This is a genomic window from Allorhizobium sonneratiae, assembly GCF_023700755.1.
GTDB classification, from domain to species: Bacteria; Pseudomonadota; Alphaproteobacteria; order Rhizobiales; family Rhizobiaceae; genus Allorhizobium; species Allorhizobium sonneratiae.
Genome location: NZ_JAMKOJ010000001.1, coordinates 630,872 through 652,478 on the forward strand (window position 1 = coordinate 630,872; position 21,607 = coordinate 652,478).

Here is a 21,607-nt window from a genome sequence, read left to right on the forward strand (position 1 = left end):
TAAATTGTGTGGTGAAAATCGGGACAGGATGAGGCAATCGGCAGAAATCTGGGGATGAATGTGGCACTGGTCTTTAAAGCGTGTTGCGGCTTATCAGCCTCATGCAACGTACTTTAAGCCTTTGTTTTCTCGCATGGACGTTATCGTTTCATTGAGGACAATAAAACGCGATGTGCTTTAGGGTCAAAACTCACTCAGGATGGGTGTTCTGTTGAACGGGATGGGATTGTATGGCAGCGAACAAGCGCAAGACAAGGCCGGTTGGCCTTGTCGAGCATTGTTCGCAATCAGGCGGCCCATCCCGTTCAACCCTTTGGGCAAGGCGTATTTTGTGCCTGCGGGCGTCGGAAAGGTTTGAAAATGGGGAGCATGTCCTGCACCTTTCCTTCTACTCAGACACAAAATACGCCTTGCAGAACAACCATCCTGATTGAGTTTTGACCCTAGNCTTTCCTTCTACTCAGACACAAAATACGCCTTGCAGAACAACCAGCCTGATGGAGTTTTGACCCTAGGTCGGCCTTGTGCGGGGAAGGTCGAATTCTGCTCGAAACCTTTTCCGATTGCGCCCATAATGGAGTAGATCGGATTGGCGCCGATAAGGGGCGCAGACATGAAGAGTGCCGGAAACGGCAATAAGGACAACAGGCATGGCGCGCAAGAAAACCCGCTTCGAGCGTTTCTTCTCTTTCAATCAGCATCGCCGCCGCTTTGGCGCAAACCGTCATGTCTTTGCCGATCTCGATTATGCCAGGCTGAAGACGGCGCTCATTGAGGGCGAGACGGTGGAGCAGACCCATGGGTCGGAAAAGTCGCTGGAACAGCATCTGGTCAATCTCCGGCGTGAATTTACCGGTGAACCGGAACTGCTCTGGCATCATGCGCGGTTGATCGTGCTGATCCGGCGGGAATTCAAGGTGGCGGAGACCTTTCGCCAGTTTCGCAGCCTGTGGGAGAGCGAGGCGGATTTTCTCTGCGAAAGGCTTAATCTGCGCTGGCTGATTTCTGCGACCGATACCTTTGCCGACCACCATCCGGAGCCTGCCGAACGCAGCAAGGCGATGATGGTGTCGCTGCTGGTCAATACGGTGAAGATTTACGAGACCGAGCGTGCGCTGGCGCAAGGCGCGCCGTTGCCGCTTGACCCCGACAAGGTCGAGCACGTCCAGTCCCATCTGGTACCGCTGTTTTCCGGCCTGTCCTGTTTTACCATTGGCACCGACGATACGCTGCGCAACATGCGCTGGCGGCTCGATCCCTTCATGGAAAGCCACCCGGTCGGGCAGATCGCCAAAACCGTCTTCGACCGATTGCAGGAGGAAGACACAGCCTTTGCCCGGCTGAAAGCGCTGCATCACCGCAGCCGCACCGGCTGGTGGTCCTGAGTGGCGTTTCAGGCGGGGGCTTTGTCCAGATAGGCGAAATTGCGACTTTCGATGCCGACGATGCGCGCCTTGCCATTGTGCAGATGGCTGAGCTGTCTCAGGCCCATTTTGATCTGCGCGATAATCCGTTGCAGACGGAAGGAGCGGGGCGGGCGGCGAAACGGATCGGGACCGGGCAGGAACGAGACGGTGGTGGAACTGACGGTGGTGTGCATTTCGGCTGGTTCCGGCAGGCCATAGGTCTTGCAGCAATCGATCTGCATGGCCAGCGCCGGAACGGCCTGATAGCTTTTCAGCTCATGAGCGGCGCAGATGGCGGCATCGGCGATATAGGCGCGCTTTTCAGTGCGTTTGAGCAGTTTGCGTGCGCCTTCCGGCCAGAGCAGATAGGCGGCAGCCCCGGCCCGGTCGAGATACAGTCGCTGGATCGGCAGGCCCTCGACCGGTGTGGTGGCCATAAGCTTGCGGCGATTGCGGGTTTCCAGCGTGATGTGATCGATGCCATCCTGAACGGCAAGCCTGCGCAGAAAAGCGGGCAGCATGTCGGATAAAACCGCGTCATCTTCAAGGATCAGCGCCGGTTTCGATCCTTGCGCGATACGCTGCCAGAGCTGGCGGTGGCTGAGGAAACAGGCGCGTTCCGCCGGGCGGATCGGCCGTTCCCAATCGTTCCAATAGGCTTCGGAATAATTGTTCAGCACGGCATCTTCGGCCTTCGTGGCGCGAATGCGCTCGAATGTAAGGCCAAGTGCCTTGAACTGCCTTTGCTGGAAGGCGAGCCGCGCCGTCATGTGATCGAGATTGATCACGAAGATCTCTGTGCCGTTGATGTCTTTCATGCCGATATCCGTGTGGCAGGCAGCCCGGGCGCGAGCAACTGCTGATAAACCTCATCCAGCGCCTCTGCCTCGCCGCTCAGGGCGAAGTGCCGGCGGACATGTTCGACGCCAGCCCGTCCATGGGCGCGCGCCCGTTCCGGTTCGGCCAGATAGGCGGCAATGGCGTTGCGCAGAGCCGTTTCATCACCCGCCGGAACCACCGATCCGGTGTCGCCCTCGGCAATCTGCTCGCCATAGGCTCCGGCATCGGAGGCGACCACGGCAGTTTGCGAGGCCATGGCTTCAAGGGGGGTGAGGCCGAAACCTTCATTGCGCGAAGGCGCGACATACAGCGTCAGGCGACGATACCAGGGTTTGATGTCATCGACTTCGCCCAGAAAAACGATCCGCTTCGACAGACCGGCTGCGGCAATCTCCGCCTTCAGGCTCTCGGCAAATTGGCTATGTTCTGCCGTCACCCGGCCGGAAATCACCGCCGTCCAGTCGGGATGGTCGGGCAGGAGGGCAATCATCGCCCTGACGAAAAGATCCGTGCCCTTCTGGTGGCGAACCCGGCCGAAACAGCCAATCAGATAACGCCCCGGCAGGCCGGTCGAAGCGATGGTGTCACTTTCCCCTTGCGGCGGGTGAAAAAGCTCAGTGTCGACACCGTGGCGGATCACCGTGTGCGGCACGTCGAGAAACGAGCCCGAGCGGGCGCTGGTGGCCACCACCGCATCCATCTGCCGGATCAGCCAGCGGGTATAGCGGCTGTGACGGCGCTGGGCAGCGGAGGTGAATAGCAGTTTCAACGGCATTCTGAAAATGTTGCGCAGCACAAGCCCGCCCAGCATTTCCAGATTGCGCCGTGCATGCCAGACGCGATGGCGCGCCGCCTTTGGCCGCAGCCACAAAAGCGGCAGGCGCACAAAGCTCATCGATGGTAGATGGTCCGGCAGGCCGGGGCCGAGCGTGACGATGCCAAGGCCACGCCGTTTTTGTTCCGGTACAAGCTGGACCAGAGTGGAGGTGACGCCCGAAAGCCGCCGCTTGAAATGCGGAGCGATAACGAGGATGTCCCGGGCTGCGGGGATGTCCCGAATTGAGGTCGCGCTGCGGCCCATACGCTCTGCGTTCAACCCCAGTTGACGGAAATGATTTCGTAGGCCTTGGCACCGCCCGGCGCCACGACTTCGATGCTGTCACCGACTTCCTTGCCGATCATGGCGCGGGCAATCGGGGAGGAGATCGAAATGCGACCAGCCTTCACATCGGCTTCCTGATCGCCAACGATCTGATAGGTCTTTTCTTCATCCGTGTCTTCATCCACCAGCTTGACGGTGGCGCCGAACTTGATCTTGGAGCCCGACATTTTCGACAGGTCGATAACCTCGGCGCGTGCCGTCAGATCCTCAAGCTCGCTGATGCGACCTTCGTTCAGGCTCTGGGCTTCCTTGGCGGCATGATATTCGGCATTTTCGGAAAGGTCGCCATGGGCGCGCGCTTCGGCGATCGCCTCGATGATGCGTGGACGCTCCTCCTGCTGACGCCAGCGCAATTCCTCCTGCAGCTTGATAAAGCCGTTCTGGGTCATCGGTACTTTTTCAACCATTTCCTCTTCCTTCACCTTTCATGCCCGCTTGCGCGGGCATGAAAATAAAACAGGTTCCGCAGCCGTGCTGCGGAACCGGTGCAAATCACATCTGCCGGACTATAACAGAAGCGGACAATGGATTTCCAGAAAATTCGATTTTGCCACAGCCTGCAGCGGCATCAGCTGGAGATGAACCGCCAGATGTCCACGACAAGGCTGATCAAGGCCAGCCAAAGGGCAATGGAAATGACAAAAGCCAAAAGCAGATATTTCATCCGTCTCGTCATGGATGTCGCCGTCATTCATGGGGCTTGGGCAGGGCGGCGTCGCGGAGTGAAAGACGCCGTGTCGGGCAAGGTTGGGTCTTGTCGTTTCAGTACCGCTTTATTGTGGTTTCCTGCCTGAATTCTATTTGTTTTGGTCTGCCTTGCCGTGTAGCCCTATATTAAGGTTGCCTACTTCTGAAGACTGTAAACGATGGTTGTTTATTTTTGAGATGGTTGTGTCTTCTTTTGTGGCCGTTGCCTGTGTCGTGTCTGGGGACAATGAATGATGCAGCCTTAAAAAAGTGAGAGCGCATTTCGATCTGAGCCTGTCAGATCGAAATGCGCTCTCAAGAGTTCTTGTTGTGTGACGTTTACAGCGCCGTGCGCCCAATATGGCGCACAAAGGTCGCTGTAACATTTTTCATCTGCTGCATCATTTTCACCTTCAATCTCACCCGATTTCAGGAATGATGCAGTAAAACCGCTTCTTTATGAAGCAGTTTCACCTCAGAAATAGCTCTGCAGCGGGCGGACTTCGAGCTGGCCTTTTTTCAGCGCCTGAATGGCCTCCGCTGCAGCAAGCGCACCGGCCATGGTGGTGTAATAGGGCACTTTCTGCATCAGTGCGGCGCGGCGCAGCGATTTCGAATCCGAGATCGCCTTGTTGCCGTCGGTCGTGTTGATCACCAGCTGGACCTGCCGGTTGCGGATGGCATCCTCGATATGCGGACGGCCTTCCAGAACCTTGTTGATCTTCACCGCCTCGATGCCCTGTTCGGCGAGATAGCGCTGGGTGCCGCCGGTGGCCAGAACCTTGAAGCCGATCTCGACCAGCAGCCTGATTGCGGGCAGCACGCGGGTCTTGTCCTCATCCCGAACCGAAACGAAGACGGCGCCGTCACGCGGCAGCTCGACGCCAGCGCCGAGCTGGCTTTTGGCGAAGGCCAGCGCGAAATCGGTGTCGAGACCGATGACCTCGCCGGTCGAGCGCATTTCCGGTCCAAGCAGCGTATCGACGCCGGGGAAGCGGGCAAAGGGGAAGACGGCTTCCTTGACGGCAATGTGTTTCAGATTGCGTGGGTCCGGCTTTTTGCCATAGGCGGCAATCGCCGTATCCAGCGTTTCACCCGCCATGATCCGGGCGGCAATCTTGGCAATCGGCGCGCCAATGGTCTTGGCGACGAAAGGCACGGTGCGCGAGGCGCGCGGATTGACTTCCAGCACGTAGATCGTGCCGTCCTTGATTGCATATTGCACGTTCATCAACCCGCCGACATGGAGCGCCTTGGCGAGCGCCGTGGTCTGGCGTTCCAGTTCGTCCACCAGTTCCTTCGACAGTGAGCGTACCGGCAGCGAGCAGGCACTGTCGCCGGAATGGATGCCGGCTTCCTCGATATGCTCCATGATGCCGGAGACGAAGACATTTTCGCCGTCGCAGAGCGCATCGACATCGACCTCGATGGCGTTGGTCAGGTAGCTGTCGAACAGAAGCGGGTTTTTGCCGAGCAGGGTGTTGATCTGGCCGGTCTTGTCGTTGGGATAGCGCTGCTTGATGTCTTCCGGCACCAGTTCCGGCACGGTATCGAGCAGATAGGTCTGCAACATGCTTTCATTGTGGATGATCTGCATGGCGCGACCACCCAGAACATAAGAGGGGCGCACCACCAGCGGGAAGCCGATTTCAGAGGCGACCAGACGGGCCTGCTCGACCGAATAGGCAATGCCATTGTTCGGCTGGTTGAGATCGAGCTTCATCAAAAGCTTCTGGAAGCGGTCGCGGTCTTCGGCCAGATCGATGGCGTCCGGTGCGGTGCCAAGGATCGGGATGCCGTTCTTTTCCAGCGCCTCGGCCAGCTTCAGCGGGGTCTGACCGCCGAACTGGACGATGACGCCGACCACTTCACCCTTTTCCTGCTCGGCGCGCAGGATTTCGATGACGTCTTCCGCCGTCAGCGGCTCGAAATAGAGCCTGTCGGAGGTGTCGTAATCGGTCGAGACCGTTTCCGGGTTGCAGTTGATCATGATGGCTTCGAAGCCTGCATCCTTCAGGGCGAAGGCGGCATGGCAGCAGCAATAATCGAATTCGATGCCCTGACCGATACGGTTTGGACCGCCACCGAGGATGACGACCTTTTTCCGTTCCGACACCTCTGCCTCGGAGCGGGTCGCGCCGACGAAGGGCATTTCATAGGTCGAGTACATGTAAGCGGTGGGGGAGGCAAATTCTGCCGCACAGGTATCGATGCGCTTGAAGACCGGGCGCACGCCGAGCGCGTTGCGCAGCATCGCCACATCCTTGGGCTTGCCGCCCGTGAGCGAGGCAAGGCGCGCGTCGGAAAAGCCCATGGCTTTCAACATGCGCAGGTTTTCAGCATCCTGAGGCAGGCCATGCTCGCGAATGCGGGCTTCCATATCGACGATTGCCTTGAACTGGGCGATGAACCAGGGGTCGATCTTGCAGCCTTCATGCACTTCGGCTTCCGACATGCCAAGGCGCAGCGCCTGAGCCACCATGCGCAGACGATCCGGGGTGGGCGTGCCAATGGCGGCGCGGATGGCGTTCTTGTCGTCGCCCCGGTTCTCTCCATTGTCGCCAAGGCCGGGTATTTCGATCTCGTCGAGACCGGTCAATCCGGTTTCAAGACCGCGCAGCGCCTTTTGCAGGGATTCGGCAAAGGTGCGGCCAATCGCCATGACTTCGCCGACCGATTTCATCGCCGTGGTCAGAACCGGGCTTGCGCCGGGGAATTTTTCAAAGGCAAAGCGCGGGATCTTGGTGACGACATAATCGATCGACGGCTCGAAGGAGGCTGGCGTTGCGCCGCCGGTGATGTCGTTGTCCAGCTCGTCCATCGTATAGCCGATGGCAAGCTTGGCCGCGACCTTGGCAATCGGGAAGCCGGTGGCCTTGGAGGCCAGCGCCGACGAGCGCGACACGCGCGGGTTCATTTCGATGACGACGAGGCGGCCATCCTTCGGATTGACGGCAAACTGCACGTTCGAGCCGCCGGTTTCGACGCCGATCTCGCGCAGCACCGCAAGCGAGGCGTTGCGCATGATCTGGTATTCCTTGTCCGTCAGCGTCAGCGCCGGGGCAACCGTGATGCTGTCGCCGGTGTGGACGCCCATCGGATCGATGTTTTCGATGGAGCAGACGATGATGCAGTTGTCCGCCTTGTCGCGGACCACTTCCATTTCATATTCCTTCCAGCCCAGCACCGATTCCTCGATCAGCACTTCGGTGGTCGGCGAGGCGTCGAGACCGCCGGAGACGATGTCGAAGAATTCAGACCGGTTATAGGCAATGCCGCCGCCGGTGCCGCCAAGCGTAAACGACGGGCGGATGATGGCAGGCAGACCGACAACGTCGAGCGCCTGGGCGGCAATCGCCATAGCGTGGCTCATATAGCGCTGCTTGCGGTCGGTTTCGCCGAGGTTCCACTGGTTTTCCAGTGCATCCAGCGCCTTGTCCAGGGCGTCTCCCGAAAGGGTTTCGCGCAGCTTGGCGCGTTCGGCCTCATGCGTCTTGCGGTCGGCATCCTTGATTTCGGTGGCATTGGCCAGCATGGAGCGCGGCGTTTCCAACCCGATCTTCGCCATGGCCTCGCGGAAAAGGGCGCGGTCTTCGGCCTTGTCGATGGCTTCCGGCTTGGCGCCGATCATTTCCACATTATAACGGTCGAGCACACCCATGCGCTTCAGGGAAAGCGCGGTGTTCAGCGCCGTCTGGCCGCCCATGGTGGGCAGAAGTGCATCCGGGCGCTCCTTGGCGATGATCTTCGCCACCACTTCCGGCGTGATCGGCTCAACGTAAGTGGCGTCCGCCAGACCCGGATCGGTCATGATGGTGGCCGGGTTGGAGTTGACGAGGATGACGCGGTAGCCTTCCTCCTTCAGCGCCTTGCAGGCCTGGGTGCCGGAATAGTCAAATTCGCAAGCCTGACCGATGACGATCGGCCCCGCGCCGATGATGAGGATGGATTTCAAATCTTGGCGCTTGGGCATGGGTCCTATCCGTTCTCTCAAACCTGCGCGAAAAACCGGCCATGGCGATGGATCGCCGGCCGGGGCAGGGCATTGGTCTTTTCAGGCTAGAAGCGGCTTATAGGCAATTGTGATCGCCAGCGAAACCCCCAAAACGCGGTTTCCGGCAGGAAAAAACAGGCTCTTTGCTTGTCAGTATGTTGTCATATGCGCGTCTTGAGCGGTCTGTAGCAATAATCCCGATTTTGAGGGAGACCTGCATGGCCGATTCCGTGCTTCATCCGCGCCTGATGCAATTTGCCGAAACCTCCGGTCTTGGACCGTCGAGGCATTTTGGCATCCGTTTCGATGAAAACGGCCATTTTCTGCATGAGCCCGGAAATACGGTCGTTTGCCATCTGCAAAAGGGGTCCGAGAGCGAGCAGGCGGTGATCGATCTGCGGTCGCGTTATCTTGCCATGCCGGAGGCAGACCGGCTGACCTTCACCCCGATTTCCAGTCTGTATATGACGCTGTTTCAGGGCATCATCGAATATCGCCGCGCCTTGCCTTACTGGCCTGCCGATATCCCGCTCGATACCCCGATCGAGGACATGACGGAACTGTTCTGCCAGCGGCTTGCCCATTTCCGTGCCGGTCCAGACTTCAAGGTGAAAGTCGCCGGGCTCAGACCGACAGGTCTGGTGATGGAGGGCGTGAGTGAGGCCGACCGGAAAGCCCTGATCGAATGGCGCAATCGTTTCGCCGCTCTTTTCGGCTATCGCCATCCCGATCATGACAGCTATGTCTTCCACATCACCTTTGCCTATCTTGTCCGCCCGATGAGCGAGGCAGCTCTTCTGATGTGGCAGGCGATGTTTGCCGAAGAGCTTGAGCGGTTCAATACCCGGTTTCAGGCGGTGGACTTGAACCCACCTGCCTTTTGCGCCTTTACCGATATGAAGCATTTCGAGGAATTGATGGTGCTGCGTGTCGCCGGGGTCGATGGCCGCGATGGGGTCTCGCTTTCGGTTTGAGGCATGATTGTATCAAGCTGCGGCTCTCCGTTCAAAAGCGTCTTCGTGCGGAAAACAAGGCGAAGGGTGCCGTCGCATGAGAGCGTTGCCGCACGAAAACCCTATCAAAGCTTTTGGGAAATCTTCTGAAGCATGTCGTGTTTCATTGTGCTCAGTGAAACGATACTGCTTATGCCATACAGAAAACACAGAAAGCGCGATGATGGAGGCTTTCAAGCTGCAATGTTACTCAACAGACTGGCTGCATAAATAAAAGAATAGTGCACAACAAGATTTAAGTGTCCGAGATCACGTGAGGCAATTACCTGTCGCAGTTTGTGATGATAGCTTGACGAAACGCAAGGACCGACGCGCTGAGGACCTGTTTATATTGAAACAATAAATGCTACATGCTGAATTTCTACTTAAAGGTTTTTTCAATGTTTCTAAATTTTCCTTGGGTTGAAAATTGCATCCCACCCGTTTTAACCCCTTTCAGGTTTTTACCTGCTTTGTTAGGTGAATATAACCATCTGTTTCCACCACAGGTTAGATTTTGTCCGGGAAGCCTGATCCCTTTTTTGCCGCCGAGACAAAGGAAAGCCAAAGACGTGATGACCCTGTGTGGTTCGATGTGAACCTGCAAGACGCCATCGCTGGAGAGAGCCTTGATTACGGTCCATTATCTTGAGAATTCGCGTGCACACCGCATCCTCTGGCTTCTGGAAGAACTGGGGCTGGATTATGAGGTCAAGTCTTATGCCAGGGGGCGCGACATGCGTGCGCCGCAGCGGCTGAAGGCCGTGCATCCTCTGGGCAAATCGCCCGTGATTGAGGATGGCGGCCGGGTCTATGCCGAAAGCGGCGCTATCATGGAATATCTGATTGACACCTATGGCCGCAGTTTGCTGCGTCCTGAACCCGGCACAGTCGCCCATGAACGCTATCGTTACTGGCTGCATTATGCCGAAGGTTCCGCCATGCCGCTTTTGCTGCTGAAACTTTTATTCTCCCGGCTTCCCGGTCAGATGCCTTTTTTCCTGCGCCCGATGGCGGGGCTGATCTCGAAGGGCGTTACGGGAAGGCTGGTCGATCCACAACTGCGTGACCATCTGCGTTTCTGGGAAGAGGAACTGAAACGTGATGGCTATTTTGCCGGAAAGGCCTTTACCGCTGCCGATATCGCGATGAGCTTTCCGGTTGAAGCAGGCATGACCCGCATGGAGGGTATGGGAGAGGTTCCCGCCATTCGCCGCTATCTGGAGGCCATACGCGCCCGCCCGGCCTATCAACATGCGCTGAGCCGGGGCGGGGCCTATGTCTATGCCAACAGTTGAGCCGGTTTCATTTTTCGCTGTCGAGATGGGCCATCTGCGCTTCGGCATAGCGGCTGCCGGAGGCTGAGCCTTTCGGGATCGCCTGCTCTATGGCGGGTACGATATCCTTCCCCTGGGCCAGTACCCAGGCAATGGCGGCCTGGGCCGTGCTGATCCCCCTTGTTACCGCGACCCGCCCCAGCGCTTCGGCCAAAGCCAGATTGCGTGCGCCATTTTCTCCGGAAAAGCGTGAGGAATGGGCGAGGAAGCCACCCGGCAGGCTCCTGCCGGTTCTCATCGATTGGGAAGAGGAGTTTTCCGGGCCGTTCCTGTACTATCCCAGCCGGCACTATATGCCGACGCCTCTCAGAGCCTTTGTCGATTTCATTCGCAAAAGGCCGGCGTGAGGGGCGGTCAACGCCATTCATCACGTATGGTGATAGATGATTGCATATCTCTGAAGTGTCGCTTTTCTGCCTTGAACGTCGCAGACGATTGAATTAGGCAGGCTCTATATGCCGCTGCCAGCTTTTCTGGACGCGGCTTTTTGTTTTGGAGATTGCCATGGCGCTGATGACCTCTCCGGGTGAAAACAGCTTTTCCGCTCATATCCGGGCAACGCTTGCACTTGGCATTCCCTTGATCGGGGCGCAACTGGCCCAGCTTGGCATCAACACCACGGATGTGATCATCATTGGTCAATTGGGCACGGTCGATCTGGCGGCAATTGTTCTGGCGGCGCAGTTTTTCTTTGTCCTGCTGGTGTTCGGCTCCGGTTTTGCCATTGCCGTCATGCCCATGGTGGCCAATGCCCATGGTCGCGAGGATGTGCGTTCGGTGCGTCGGGCCATCCGCATGGGCATGTGGGTGTCGATTGCCTACAGTCTTGTTACCATGCCGCTGTTTTATTATGCAAAATCCATTCTGGTCTCGCTAGGACAGGAAGAAGAGCTGGCCGCAATTGCCGCCGGTTATCTGCATATTGTCCAGTTCGGTCTTTATCCCGCCCTGTTGTTCGGCGTGCTGCGCAGCGTCGTCAGCGCGTCGGGCAGGGCGGGCATCGTGCTGCACATTACGCTTGGTACGCTGGTGCTCAATGCTGTTCTTGCCTATGGCGTGGTTCTCGGCCATTTCGGCCTGCCCAAGCTTGGTATGAACGGCGCGGCCATGGTGGCGGCCACCGTACAATGGTCAGGCTTCATTGCCATGGTGATCTATATCCAGCTCTCGCCTGAAACCCGCCGTCTGGAACTTTTTGCCCGTTTCTGGCGGCCGGACTGGGCGGCGCTCAAGGATGTCATGCGTCTTGGTTTTCCCATCGGTGTCACGGTTCTGGCCGAAGTTACACTTTTTTCCGCGGCTTCGCTGCTGATGGGCATGATCGGGACAGTAGAGCTTGCTGCCCATGGCATTGCCCTGCAATTGGCGAGCATTGCCTTCATGATCCCGCTGGGGCTGGCGCAAGCCGGAACTGTGCGTGTGGGTATTGCCCATGGACGGGGCGATCATGAGAACCTGCGCAAGGCCTCTCTTTCTCTCGTCGTCCTTTCCGTTTCGATTTCGCTGGTTGGGTCCATCCTGTTCCTCACCTTTCCCCATCAGCTCGCCGGACTGTTTCTTGACAGGAGCCGAGAGGACGCTGCCGCCGTGCTCGCCTATGCCGGACCGCTGGTGGTGGTGGCCGGTTTTTTCCAGATGTTCGACGGCTTGCAGGCCGTTGCCGCCGGTCTGTTGCGAGGCTTGAAAGATGCGCGCGTGCCGATGATCATCGCGCTGATCGCCTATTGGCCGATCGGCCTGGTGATGGCCTGGTTGCTGGCGTTTCCGCTTGGTCTTGGCGGCATCGGCGTGTGGCTCGGTTTTCTCATCGGCCTTGCCAGCGCCGCTCTCATGTTGGGGGCACGCTTCATCCTGCTGGTTCGGCGCGAAGGGCGCCTAACAGCGCAGGCTCACGCGAGCCTGTGAGAGAGCCTGTGATTGTTGTCGGTCGTTTTGCCATATTGCCTTTTTCCCGGATGGGACGGATTTAGAACATGCCTTCAGTGCGGAGAAAGGATCGGACATGCTTCAGGATTTCATCGTCAGCGCCGGTTTGCCTTATGTCACCTACCTCATCCTGACGACAAAGGGTGTGCCGCTGGTGACGGCGCTGGCAATCGGTGCCGTCTTTCCCGTTCTGTCGATCCTGTTGGCCTTTGTCAAAAGCCGCCGCCTGCAAGCGGTCGGGATTTTGACGCTCTCGGGCACCATCGCCTCGATCATTGGAAGCCTCTATTTTCAAAGTCCTTATCTGGCACTGGCCAAGGGGTCGCTTGTCACGGGCATGATCGGGCTGGCCTTTGGGGCGTCGCTTTTGTTTCCGCGTCCGCTGGTGTTTTATCTGGCCACCAGCGGTGATGCGAGCGAACGCCAGAAGGGGGAAACCCTCTGGCAGAGTAAGCCGCCTTACCGAAACATCATGCGGTTCATCACGCTGGTCTGGTGCCTTGGGCTTCTGGGGGAGGCGCTTCTCAGGCTGGTGCTGATCCCGCTTTTGCCAGTGGCGGTGTTTCTGCCGCTCTCCGAAGTCATGTGGATGGCGGCCTTTGGTCTGCTGACCGTCTGGAGCTGGCGCTATGGCCGCAACCGGATGCGGCGGGAGGCTTCTTCATAAACAGACTCAACGGTTTTAAAGCACGTTGCGGCTTATCAGCCTCACGCAACGTGCTTTAAGTGCTTGTTTTTTCGCATGTACGTTATCGTTTTATTGAGGACAATAAAACGCGACATGCTTTAGACGAGCCATCAAAAAAGCCGGTCAAGACATTGACCGGCTTTGCTTTTTTCTGTTTCAGCGTTCGGCCAGTGCCGGTTCGCTCTTCTTTTCCTTCACCAGATTGAGGAAGCGGCGAAAGAGATAATGGCTGTCCTGCGGGCCGGGAGAGGCTTCCGGGTGATGCTGCACCGAAAAGATCGGCTTGCCGACAACCCGCAGGCCGCAATTCGACTGGTCGAAGAGGGAAATGTGAGTCTCTTCAACGCCTTCCGGCAGGGTCTTGGAATCCACCGCGAAGCCGTGGTTCATCGACACGATCTCGACCTTGCCGGTGGTGAAGTCCTTGACCGGGTGGTTGGCGCCGTGATGGCCCTGATGCATCTTTTCGGTCTTTGCCCCAAGCGCCAGACCCAGCATCTGATGGCCGAGGCAGATGCCGAAGATCGGAATGCCGGTTTTCATCAGCGCCTGAATGACCGGAACCGCATAGTCGCCGGTGGCGGCCGGGTCGCCCGGGCCGTTGGAGAGGAAAATACCGTCCGGCTGCAGGGCAAGAATGTCATCTGCGCCGGTCGTGGCCGGAACCACCGTCACCTTGCAGTTCAGCCCGGTGAAAAGGCGCAGGATGTTGCGCTTGACGCCGAAATCCATGCAGACGATGTGATAGGCCGCGTCCGTATCCTTCAGCGTGTCGAAGCCTTCGTTCCACACCCAGGGCTTTTCGCTCCATTGCGAGGACTGGCCGGAGGAGGCGACCTTGGCGAGATCGAGGCCGACGAGGCCGCTCCAGGCTTTCGCCTTCGCCTTCAGCGCGTCAATGTCGAAATTGCCGTTGGCGTCATGGGCAATCACCGCATTGGGCGCGCCGTTTTCGCGGATCCAGGCGGTGAGTGCGCGGGTGTCGATACCCGAGAGGCCGATAATGCCGCGCGCCTTCAGCCAGGCGTCGAGATGTTTTGCCGCACGATAATTCGACGGTTCGGTGATGTCGGCCTTGAAGATTGCGCCAACCGCGCCGTGGCGGGCGGCGGGCGTCAGGTCTTCGATATCTTCGTCATTGGCGCCGATATTGCCGATATGGGGGAAGGTGAAGGTGACGATCTGGCCGAGATAGGAAGGGTCGGTCAGGATTTCCTGATAGCCGGTCAGCGCCGTGTTGAAGCAGACTTCGGCCTCGATGCTGCCGGTCGCGCCGATGCCCTTTCCCTCGATCACGGTGCCGTCGGAAAGCACCAGAAGGGCGGTGGGCTTTGTGGTTGTCCAGGGGGCGGTCGCGGTCATATCCATTCCTTTTCCAGCCGGTTATGCCGGTTGACGAACCGGGAACGCATGGCTTTATCTGGCAAGTGTCCTTCGCGCAGCATGTGCGCGTCGCAAGCCCTATCTCAATGTCTGTGCAGGCGATGGTTCATAGACGAGAAGGGCGCGCCGGGTCAATTGTTCCGCCGGTAATTTTTATCTTTCTCCGCTTTGGTGTGGCTGCGGCCATTGCACAGGCCTGCGGCGAGGGTTATCTGCGGCATCATGAACACACGACCGCTCTCAAGCAGAGGCAAGGAGAGACCATGTTACGCGAAGAACTGACAAGTGCGCTCAAGGACGCGATGAAGGCCAAGGACAGCCGCAGGCTCTCCACCATCCGGCTGGTACAGTCGGCGATCAAGGATCGCGATATCGCCAATCGCGGCGAGGGCAAGGCGGAAGCCAGCGACGAGGATATCCTGCAGCTTCTGGCCAAGCTGGTGAAGCAGCGCGACGAATCGGCGAAAATCTATGAGGAAAACGCCCGTCCGGAACTCGCCGCCCAGGAGCGCGAGGAAGCTGCCATCATCAAGGGCTTCATGCCCGAGCAGATGAGCGAGGACAAGGTGCGCGAGGTGATTGCGGCCATCATCGCCGAGATCAAGGCCGAAGGCGTGCGCGACATGGGCAAGGTCATGGCGGCGCTGAAAGAGCGCTATGCGGGCCAGATGGATTTTGCCAAGGCCTCCGGCACGGTGAAGGAATTGCTGACGACGTAAGACGATTGCGATTCGGGCTGTTCATCCGTCTTTCTTGACGCTGATGAACAGGCCGAACTGCTTTTCCATGTCGAGCACGCCGTTTCCTGCGGCAAAGGCTCTGCTGATTTCACCGCGCAGCGCAGACAATTCTGCCTCGCTTGCCGTATCGCCCGGTGGATAGGATGTCAGAGCGAGAAACACATCCTCAGGATCGGTAACGCGCAGGCGAGCTGGGTGCTGGGCCATGCGCACATTGTCGAATTGCGCCTTCAGCATGGTGTTGGCCTGATCGAAGCCGAAGATGGCTGCCGTCGGATTATAGGGCGGACTGCCCAGAACGGTGGCGATTTCATACATTGTCTTCATGTCGCCCATGCCATTGGTGGTTACGGCCAGAAACCCGCCGGGCTTGAGAACCCGGTGCATTTCGGCAATGGCCTTTGCTGCGTCAGAAACGTGATAGAGCATATGCATGGCGATCACGCCATCGAATGTGCCTGCCGCAAAGGGCAGCGTCGCCGCATCCGCCGGTTTGCCCTTGACCGATGTGAAGGGCAGCGATGTGCAACGCTCCAGAGCCTCCCTTACCATCCCTTCGGACAGATCCGTCAAGGTCAGGTCAATGTCTTTCGGCAGTCTCTCCATGGCGGAGGACCAGAACCAGCCGGGGCCGCAGCCCACATCGAGAATGCTGGCGCCAGGGTCGAGCGGCAGTTGCCCGGCAATCCATGGAAACCAGCCGATGTCGCTGATCGTGTATTTCGTCACGAGGCGGGCGCGGGCGGCCAGTCTCTCGTTGGTGCCATATTGTTTGCGATTGTCATGGCTGGCAACGGACATGATCAGGCGCTCCTTCCTGTCGGTGTGACCAATGGCGAAGATATCTTATGTCCCGGTCAAGCCTGTGAATAGTGCGCAGTCTGGGCTGACATTGTGGTATCTTGCGGTGTGAGAGGCTATATAGACAGATCACTCTCAAGGGCTGCCCATGCGCTTTTCCAATGATTTCCTCGATGACATTCGTGACCGCGTGCCAATTTCGGCCGTGATCGGGTCGCGCGTGGCCTGGGATCGCAAGAAGACCAATGTCTCGCGCGGGGATTACTGGGCCTGCTGCCCGTTTCATGGCGAAAAGAGCCCGTCCTTTCACTGCGAGGATCGCAAGGGGCGTTATCACTGTTTCGGCTGCGGGGTGTCGGGCGATCATTTCCGCTTTCTGACCGATCTCGAGGGGTTGAGTTTTCCTGAAGCCGTCGAGCGCATTGCCGATATGGCGGGCGTTGCCGTGCCCAAAGCCGATCCGCGGCAGGTGGAGCGGGAGCGCGAACGCACCGGCCTGAGCGATGTGATGGACATGGCCACGCAGTTCTTTCAGGACCAGTTGCAGACCGCTTCCGGGGCCAGGGCCCGGGCCTATTTGCGCGAACGGGGCCTGTCCGGCCGCACCATCGAAACCTTTCGGTTGGGCTATGCGCCGGAGGGCCGCAATGTCCTGAAGGAATATCTGGCGGGCAAGGGCGTGGCGAAAGAGCAGATCGAGGCCTGCGGTCTGGTGGTGCATGGGCCGGATATTCCTGTCTCCTATGACCGGTTTCGCGACCGGATCATGTTCCCTATCCTGTCGTCGCGCGACAGGGTGATCGCCTTTGGCGGGCGGGCGCTGTCTGCGGATGCGCCGGCCAAATATCTCAATTCCAACGAGACGGAACTCTTCCACAAGGGGCAGGTGCTTTATAATTTCTCCCGTGCCCGTCGCGCGTTGCAGGGGGCGGAGGGGGCTGAGACGCTGATTGCCGTCGAAGGCTATATGGATGTGATCGCGCTGCATCAGGCGGGCGTTGAAAATGCTGTTGCGCCGCTTGGCACGGCGCTGACGGAAAACCAGCTGGAGCTGATGTGGAAGATCACACCACAGCCGGTTTTATGTTTCGATGGCGATGGTGCAGGCCAGCGGGCGGCATTTCGCGCCGTCGATCTGGCGCTGCCGCACCTCAAACCGGGAAAAAGCCTGCGCTTTGCCCTGTTGCCGGACGGCAAGGACCCGGATGATCTGGTCAAACAGGATGGCCGTGCGCCCTTTGACAAGGTGTTGTCGGAGGCGCGGGCGCTGGACGAGATGGTCTGGATGAAAGAAGTGGGGCAGGGCCGCTATGAGACGCCGGAGCAGCGGGCCGAACTGGAGGCGCGGCTGAAACAGGTGGTCGGCGTCATTGCCGATGAAAATGTCCGCCGCCATTACCAGCAGAATGTCCGCGACCGGCTGTATCGTTATTTTCAGGGGGCAGCCTTTGCCGGGCAGGCGGCGGGGCGTGGTTTTGAGCGTGCCGGTTCTTTCCGCGGCGGCCAAAGGACCGGCCAAAAGGGCGGGTTTGCCCGTGGCGGTGCGACTGCAACAACGGCGGCCTCCGATCGGCTGACGCGGTCAGGACTGGTCAGCCGCAGCTACGATCAGCCCTCGTTACGGGAGAGCGTGCTGGCGCTGACGGTGATCAATCATCCGCAGTTGATGCAGGAGGATTATGACGAGATTGCCGTCATCGATTACGACAATCGCGATCTGCAGCGGCTCTGGCCTGCCGTATTGACGGCGGTGGCTGAAAGCGGGGCGAGGTTGACACGGGAAGAGTTGTTTCTGCGGCTGGAAACCGCCGGTTTCGGCGGATTGATCAAGGCGCTCGACCAGCAGATCCGCAATGCAAGACTGTGGACGGCAACGGCGGTGGCGGCTCTTGAGGATGCGCGTGAAGGCTATCGTCAGGCGCTGTCGCTATCCAAGCGCGCCAAGGCCCTGAAACGGCAGAAGGCAGAGCTGGAGCGTGAAATCGCCGAAGCGATCGAAACCGAAGATGCGGCCCGCATCGATGGCTTGATGGCGGTGTTGCAGGAAGTGCATCTGGAAATCGCGCGCATGGAGAATCAGGAGGCTATCATCGACGGCTTCGGCGTTATGTCCGGCCGGGTAAAAGGGCCTGCCTATGGGCAGAACAGTTGAATGGACAAGTTTTGCTTGCGGGCACAGCCTTGCCTGCCTCTTGTTTTGCCACAGACATTGCCTACATGATCACAAAGAAAATCTGGAGTGAATGATGGTCTTGAGCGGTTTTCCGCTTTTTCAACAGACCTTATTGCGTCAAAAGGCTTGACGTGGATGAAATTTATGGGAATCACCATCATGGGCGAAAAGGTGTGAAACAGATCTGTCGGATCTCCGGCGGATGATCATCCTTTTTGTACAACAGGCCGCATCGTGCGGAGCCAGCGTGGTTAATCGGGAATTAAACATCACTCCGTTAGGTCAGTAACAGTGATTCGCAGCGGGCGGTGCGGGAGTTCCCCATCCGGCTCCACATCATTCTGCGAAAGATTGCAGCGCCAGGGAAAGCGACGAGATACATGGCAACCAAGGTCAAGGAAAACGAAGAAGCCGAGAACGAACGCGATGGCGCTCCGGACGGTCCGCTTCTCGATCTTTCGGACGATGCTGTCAAGAAAATGATCAAGGCCGCCAAGAAGCGCGGCTATGTGACCATGGATGAGCTAAATTCGGTTCTGCCGTCGGAGGAGGTTACCTCCGAGCAGATCGAAGATACCATGGCCATGCTCTCCGATATGGGCATCAATGTCATTGAGGACGAGGATGCCGAGGAGCAGCAGAGCGAAGACGGCGACGGTGACGAAGAGGGCGAAAGCGATAGCAGCGAGCTGACCACCACAAGCGGTACTGCTGTCGCGGCCGTCAAGAAGCGTGAGCCGACCGACCGCACCGACGATCCGGTGCGCATGTATCTGCGCGAGATGGGTTCGGTGGAGCTTCTGTCGCGCGAGGGCGAAATCGCCATTGCCAAGCGCATCGAGGCTGGCCGCGAAACGATGATTTCGGGCCTGTGCGAAAGCCCGTTGACCTTCCAGGCGCTGATCATCTGGCGCGACGAGTTGAACGAAGGCACGACGCTTCTGCGCGAGATCATCGATCTCGAAACCACCTATTCCGGTCCCGAGGCCAAGGCTGCACCGCAGTTCCAGAGCCCGGAAAAGATCGAGGCCGACCGCAAGGCGGCTGAAGAAAAGGAAAAGGTCAAGCGCAGCCGCGCAGCACCGTCCGGTGACGACGACATCACCGATGTCGGCGGCGATATGCCGATGCCGGAGGAAGAGGAAGAAGACGAGGACGAATCCAACCTGTCGCTGGCCGCCATGGAAGCGGAACTGCGCCCGCAGGTGATGGAAACCCTCGATCTGATCGCCGAGACCTACAAGAAGCTGCGCAAGCTGCAGGATCAGCAGGTGGAAGCCCGCCTTGCCTGTGCCGGAACGCTGTCCACCGGGCAGGAGCGCCGCTACAAGGAGCTGAAGGATCAGCTGATCACGGCGGTCAAGTCGCTGTCTCTCAACCAGAACCGCATCGATGCGCTGGTCGAGCAGCTCTATGACATTTCCAAGCGGTTGATGCAGAATGAAGGCCGTCTGCTGCGTCTGGCGGAAAGCTATGGCGTCAAGCGCGACGACTTCCTCCAGCAGTATCAGGGGGCCGAACTTGACCCGAACTGGATGAAATCCATCGCCAATCTGGCCGGTCGCGGCTGGAAGGATTTCGCCCGCGAGGAAAACAGCCGCATTCGCGAAATCCGTCAGGAAATCCAGAATCTTGCGACCGAAACCGGCATCTCCATTGCCGAATTCCGCCGCATCGTGTCCATGGTGCAGAAGGGCGAGCGCGAAGCGCGCATCGCCAAGAAGGAAATGGTCGAGGCCAATCTGCGTCTCGTCATCTCCATCGCCAAGAAATACACGAACCGCGGTCTTCAGTTCCTCGACCTCATTCAGGAAGGCAATATCGGCCTGATGAAGGCGGTCGACAAGTTCGAATATCGCCGCGGTTACAAGTTCTCGACCTATGCGACCTGGTGGATCCGGCAGGCGATCACCCGTTCGATTGCCGATCAGGCGCGCACCATCCGTATTCCGGTGCATATGATCGAGACGATCAACAAGATCGTGCGAACCTCGCGTCAGATGCTGCATGAGATCGGCCGCGAGCCGACGCCGGAAGAGCTGGCGGAAAAGCTTTCCATGCCGCTCGAAAAGGTGCGCAAGGTGCTGAAGATCGCCAAGGAGCCGATCTCGCTGGAAACCCCGGTCGGCGACGAAGAGGATTCGCATCTCGGCGACTTCATCGAGGACAAGAACGCGCTTCTGCCGATCGATGCCGCCATTCAGGCCAATCTGCGTGAAACCACGACCCGCGTGCTCGCCTCGCTGACACCGCGCGAAGAGCGCGTGCTCAGAATGCGCTTCGGCATCGGCATGAACACCGACCATACGCTGGAAGAAGTCGGTCAGCAGTTCTCGGTCACGCGCGAACGTATCCGCCAGATCGAAGCCAAGGCGCTGCGCAAGCTGAAACATCCGAGCCGGTCGAGAAAGTTGAGAAGCTTCCTGGACAGCTGATTGGCCGCTCTCAGGTTTTCTTTTCGAAGCATAATCTTAGTGGGCTTCGATGATTTTCCACTTCAGAACAATAAAAAACCCGGCCTAATGCCGGGTTTTTTATGGGCTTTACTGGAGATGTTTAACCATCATCGCCGTCGTGGTCGTTGACTTCCTTGCCGTTGACCATGGTATCGGAGGCGCTTTCATTCTGGCTGCTGCGGAGCGAAAGGGCGGCGATGGAGGAGGGCACGTTTGCGGCAGACGAGGAGCCGATGCTGTGGCGGCTTTTGCCGGTTGAACCCACTGCGGCGGTTTCGCTGGCCTGAGAGGATTGTTGCGTCTGAGCGATGCGGCTCATGGCGCTGGCGGACGTATTCAGAGAGGAAATCGTGGTCACGTCTGTCTCCAGACCGGATATTCCGCTTCATGCGGTCAATCCGGTGTGAGGGTGAGGGCAGTTCATCTTCCCCCTCGCTTGGCCCGACATCTGGTCAGGTCATCAGCTTATGCCGGCTTCAGCTGACAACAAGCTGACAGTGTTCGCGTGACGGCTCACATTTCGATCGAATCCGGCATGGCCGTGCTTTTTGCTGTTGTGTCGCTGGTTGCCGTGCTCCTGCTGTTTGACGAGAAGGACGAAGTCGATGAACTGCTGCTGTCCTTTGAGGCATGGTACAGCGACAAAGCGGCGATGGAGGAGGGGACTTTGGCGGCAGAGGTGGTCTCGACCTTAGACGGTGGGGGTGGCGGCGGTGATGTTTTCTGCGAAGGTGCGTGCGGCTGTGGCGGGGAAGCCGGTGCGGTATACATGGCCGCTGCGGCCGATGAGGATGTGGTTGCACTCACGGATGTCATATCAGGCTCCCGGCAGGTTTGCATCGCCGCTTGCCTGATCACCATTTCCGGTGACCAGACAGGCATTGTTGGCAATGCCCTGCCAAATTGATGATGGTTTCTTCTGTTCAGCCGCAAGAATGCCGTTCTTGCATTAGGAAATGCTGAGGCAACTCCTGACAATTTTAAGCATCAGGCTGAATTGTCATGGTTGAGTGAGTTATCCG

The 21,607-nt window shown here is 58.4% G+C and carries 18 protein-coding genes and 1 pseudogene; 11 read left to right on the top strand and 8 right to left on the bottom strand.

The features are described from left to right. Positions 1-650: 650 nt before the first annotated feature. Complete coding sequence (locus NAC44_RS02825; RefSeq protein WP_250937546.1) at positions 651-1,385, top strand: hypothetical protein; 735 nt, start codon at positions 651-653, stop codon at positions 1,383-1,385. 8 nt (positions 1,386-1,393) lie between these two features. On the opposite strand, the gene NAC44_RS02830 is transcribed toward NAC44_RS02825, so the two are convergent. Genes NAC44_RS02830 through greA form a run of 3 tightly spaced genes read right to left on the bottom strand, consistent with a single transcriptional unit; the run spans position 1,394 to position 3,815 of the window. Next, positions 1,394-2,224 (bottom strand): glycosyltransferase family 25 protein, encoded by an 831-nt coding sequence (locus NAC44_RS02830; RefSeq protein WP_250937548.1) that lies wholly within the window; start codon positions 2,222-2,224, stop codon positions 1,394-1,396. Next, positions 2,221-3,297: a glycosyltransferase family 4 protein gene (locus tag NAC44_RS02835; protein ID WP_250937642.1), complete on the bottom strand. Its 1,077-nt coding sequence runs from the start codon at positions 3,295-3,297 to the stop codon at positions 2,221-2,223. Before NAC44_RS02835 ends, NAC44_RS02830 begins: the two co-directional genes overlap by 4 nt. Before the next feature lie 41 nt (positions 3,298-3,338). Next, on the bottom strand, positions 3,339-3,815 hold the full coding sequence (gene greA / locus NAC44_RS02840; RefSeq protein WP_250937549.1) for a transcription elongation factor GreA: 477 nt from the start codon (positions 3,813-3,815) through the stop codon (positions 3,339-3,341). A 117-nt stretch (positions 3,816-3,932) separates the two neighbouring features. Here greA and NAC44_RS02845 point away from each other — a divergent pair, with 117 nt between their 5' ends. After that, the gene (locus NAC44_RS02845) at positions 3,933-4,202 is read left to right on the top strand and encodes a hypothetical protein (protein ID WP_250937550.1); all 270 of its coding nucleotides are present in this window, start codon (positions 3,933-3,935) and stop codon (positions 4,200-4,202) included. A 368-nt stretch (positions 4,203-4,570) separates the two neighbouring features. On the opposite strand, the gene carB is transcribed toward NAC44_RS02845, so the two are convergent. Further along, the gene (carB, locus tag NAC44_RS02850; protein WP_250937551.1) at positions 4,571-8,068 is read right to left on the bottom strand and encodes a carbamoyl-phosphate synthase large subunit; all 3,498 of its coding nucleotides are present in this window, start codon (positions 8,066-8,068) and stop codon (positions 4,571-4,573) included. Positions 8,069-8,307: 239 nt separating this feature from the next. Between carB and NAC44_RS02855 the strand changes: the two genes are divergently transcribed. Together NAC44_RS02855 and NAC44_RS02860 are read left to right on the top strand one after the other, a co-directional pair. Further along, positions 8,308-9,063 (top strand): DUF1868 domain-containing protein, encoded by a 756-nt coding sequence (locus NAC44_RS02855; RefSeq protein WP_250937558.1) that lies wholly within the window; start codon positions 8,308-8,310, stop codon positions 9,061-9,063. A 647-nt stretch (positions 9,064-9,710) separates the two neighbouring features. Beyond that, entirely contained in the window at positions 9,711-10,379 is a 669-nt protein-coding gene (locus tag NAC44_RS02860; protein ID WP_250937560.1) for a glutathione S-transferase family protein, read from the top strand. A 7-nt stretch (positions 10,380-10,386) separates the two neighbouring features. Here the strand turns inward: NAC44_RS02860 and NAC44_RS02865 are convergent, their stop codons facing one another. Further along, positions 10,387-10,656, bottom strand: a complete 270-nt coding sequence (locus NAC44_RS02865) for a hypothetical protein (RefSeq protein WP_420839856.1) — start codon at positions 10,654-10,656, stop codon at positions 10,387-10,389. Between NAC44_RS02865 and NAC44_RS02870 the strand changes: the two are divergent. The 3 genes and pseudogenes from NAC44_RS02870 to NAC44_RS02880 form a co-directional block, all read left to right on the top strand. Further along, a pseudogene (locus tag NAC44_RS02870) lies at positions 10,634-10,765 on the top strand (LysR family transcriptional regulator); the annotation flags it as partial. The gene NAC44_RS02865 and the pseudogene NAC44_RS02870 overlap by 23 nt on opposite strands. A 157-nt stretch (positions 10,766-10,922) precedes the next feature. Then, complete coding sequence (locus tag NAC44_RS02875) at positions 10,923-12,323, top strand: MATE family efflux transporter (RefSeq protein WP_250937562.1); 1,401 nt, start codon at positions 10,923-10,925, stop codon at positions 12,321-12,323. Positions 12,324-12,420: 97 nt separating this feature from the next. Continuing rightward, the gene (locus NAC44_RS02880; RefSeq protein ID WP_250937563.1) at positions 12,421-13,011 is read left to right on the top strand and encodes a VC0807 family protein; all 591 of its coding nucleotides are present in this window, start codon (positions 12,421-12,423) and stop codon (positions 13,009-13,011) included. A 177-nt stretch (positions 13,012-13,188) separates the two neighbouring features. Here the strand turns inward: NAC44_RS02880 and carA are convergent, their stop codons facing one another. Continuing rightward, positions 13,189-14,394 (bottom strand): glutamine-hydrolyzing carbamoyl-phosphate synthase small subunit, encoded by a 1,206-nt coding sequence (gene carA, locus NAC44_RS02885; RefSeq protein ID WP_250937565.1) that lies wholly within the window; start codon positions 14,392-14,394, stop codon positions 13,189-13,191. Positions 14,395-14,678: 284 nt separating this feature from the next. Here carA and NAC44_RS02890 point away from each other — a divergent pair, with 284 nt between their 5' ends. Beyond that, positions 14,679-15,134: a GatB/YqeY domain-containing protein gene (locus NAC44_RS02890; RefSeq protein WP_250937572.1), complete on the top strand. Its 456-nt coding sequence runs from the start codon at positions 14,679-14,681 to the stop codon at positions 15,132-15,134. Positions 15,135-15,155: 21 nt separating this feature from the next. Here the strand turns inward: NAC44_RS02890 and NAC44_RS02895 are convergent, their stop codons facing one another. Next, a complete protein-coding gene (locus NAC44_RS02895) occupies positions 15,156-15,956 on the bottom strand; it encodes a class I SAM-dependent methyltransferase (protein WP_250937573.1) in 801 nt (266 codons plus the stop codon). 148 nt (positions 15,957-16,104) lie between these two features. Between NAC44_RS02895 and dnaG the strand changes: the two genes are divergently transcribed. Next, positions 16,105-18,108 (top strand): DNA primase, encoded by a 2,004-nt coding sequence (gene dnaG / locus NAC44_RS02900; RefSeq protein ID WP_250937575.1) that lies wholly within the window; start codon positions 16,105-16,107, stop codon positions 18,106-18,108. A 401-nt stretch (positions 18,109-18,509) separates the two neighbouring features. Further along, the gene (rpoD, locus tag NAC44_RS02905) at positions 18,510-20,564 is read left to right on the top strand and encodes an RNA polymerase sigma factor RpoD (protein ID WP_250937577.1); all 2,055 of its coding nucleotides are present in this window, start codon (positions 18,510-18,512) and stop codon (positions 20,562-20,564) included. A gap of 121 nt (positions 20,565-20,685) precedes the next feature. Here rpoD and NAC44_RS02910 read toward each other — a convergent pair whose 3' ends face one another. Further along, a complete protein-coding gene (locus tag NAC44_RS02910; protein ID WP_250937579.1) occupies positions 20,686-20,943 on the bottom strand; it encodes a hypothetical protein in 258 nt (85 codons plus the stop codon). A 177-nt stretch (positions 20,944-21,120) separates the two neighbouring features. Between NAC44_RS02910 and NAC44_RS02915 the strand changes: the two genes are divergently transcribed. Continuing rightward, entirely contained in the window at positions 21,121-21,492 is a 372-nt protein-coding gene (locus tag NAC44_RS02915) for a hypothetical protein (RefSeq protein WP_250937580.1), read from the top strand. The last annotated feature ends 115 nt before the right edge of the window (positions 21,493-21,607 follow it).

Bases quoted from the DNA above. Each gene is read 5' to 3' on its own strand.
- NAC44_RS02845 (WP_250937550.1), top strand. From the start codon at position 3,933: ATGGATTTCCAGAAAATTCGATTTTGCCACAGCCTGCAGCGGCATCAG.
- NAC44_RS02915 (WP_250937580.1), top strand. From the start codon at position 21,121: ATGGCCGTGCTTTTTGCTGTTGTGTCGCTGGTTGCCGTGCTCCTGCTG.
- NAC44_RS02865 (WP_420839856.1), bottom strand. From the start codon at position 10,656: ATGAGAACCGGCAGGAGCCTGCCGGGTGGCTTCCTCGCCCATTCCTCA.
- NAC44_RS02890 (WP_250937572.1), top strand. From the start codon at position 14,679: ATGTTACGCGAAGAACTGACAAGTGCGCTCAAGGACGCGATGAAGGCC.
- carB (WP_250937551.1), bottom strand. From the start codon at position 8,068: ATGCCCAAGCGCCAAGATTTGAAATCCATCCTCATCATCGGCGCGGGG.
- NAC44_RS02895 (WP_250937573.1), bottom strand. From the start codon at position 15,956: ATGTCCGTTGCCAGCCATGACAATCGCAAACAATATGGCACCAACGAG.
- dnaG (WP_250937575.1), top strand. From the start codon at position 16,105: ATGCGCTTTTCCAATGATTTCCTCGATGACATTCGTGACCGCGTGCCA.
- NAC44_RS02830 (WP_250937548.1), bottom strand. From the start codon at position 2,224: ATGAAAGACATCAACGGCACAGAGATCTTCGTGATCAATCTCGATCAC.
- NAC44_RS02880 (WP_250937563.1), top strand. From the start codon at position 12,421: ATGCTTCAGGATTTCATCGTCAGCGCCGGTTTGCCTTATGTCACCTAC.
- NAC44_RS02825 (WP_250937546.1), top strand. From the start codon at position 651: ATGGCGCGCAAGAAAACCCGCTTCGAGCGTTTCTTCTCTTTCAATCAG.
- NAC44_RS02875 (WP_250937562.1), top strand. From the start codon at position 10,923: ATGGCGCTGATGACCTCTCCGGGTGAAAACAGCTTTTCCGCTCATATC.
- NAC44_RS02855 (WP_250937558.1), top strand. From the start codon at position 8,308: ATGGCCGATTCCGTGCTTCATCCGCGCCTGATGCAATTTGCCGAAACC.
- greA (WP_250937549.1), bottom strand. From the start codon at position 3,815: ATGGTTGAAAAAGTACCGATGACCCAGAACGGCTTTATCAAGCTGCAG.
- rpoD (WP_250937577.1), top strand. From the start codon at position 18,510: ATGGCAACCAAGGTCAAGGAAAACGAAGAAGCCGAGAACGAACGCGAT.
- carA (WP_250937565.1), bottom strand. From the start codon at position 14,394: ATGACCGCGACCGCCCCCTGGACAACCACAAAGCCCACCGCCCTTCTG.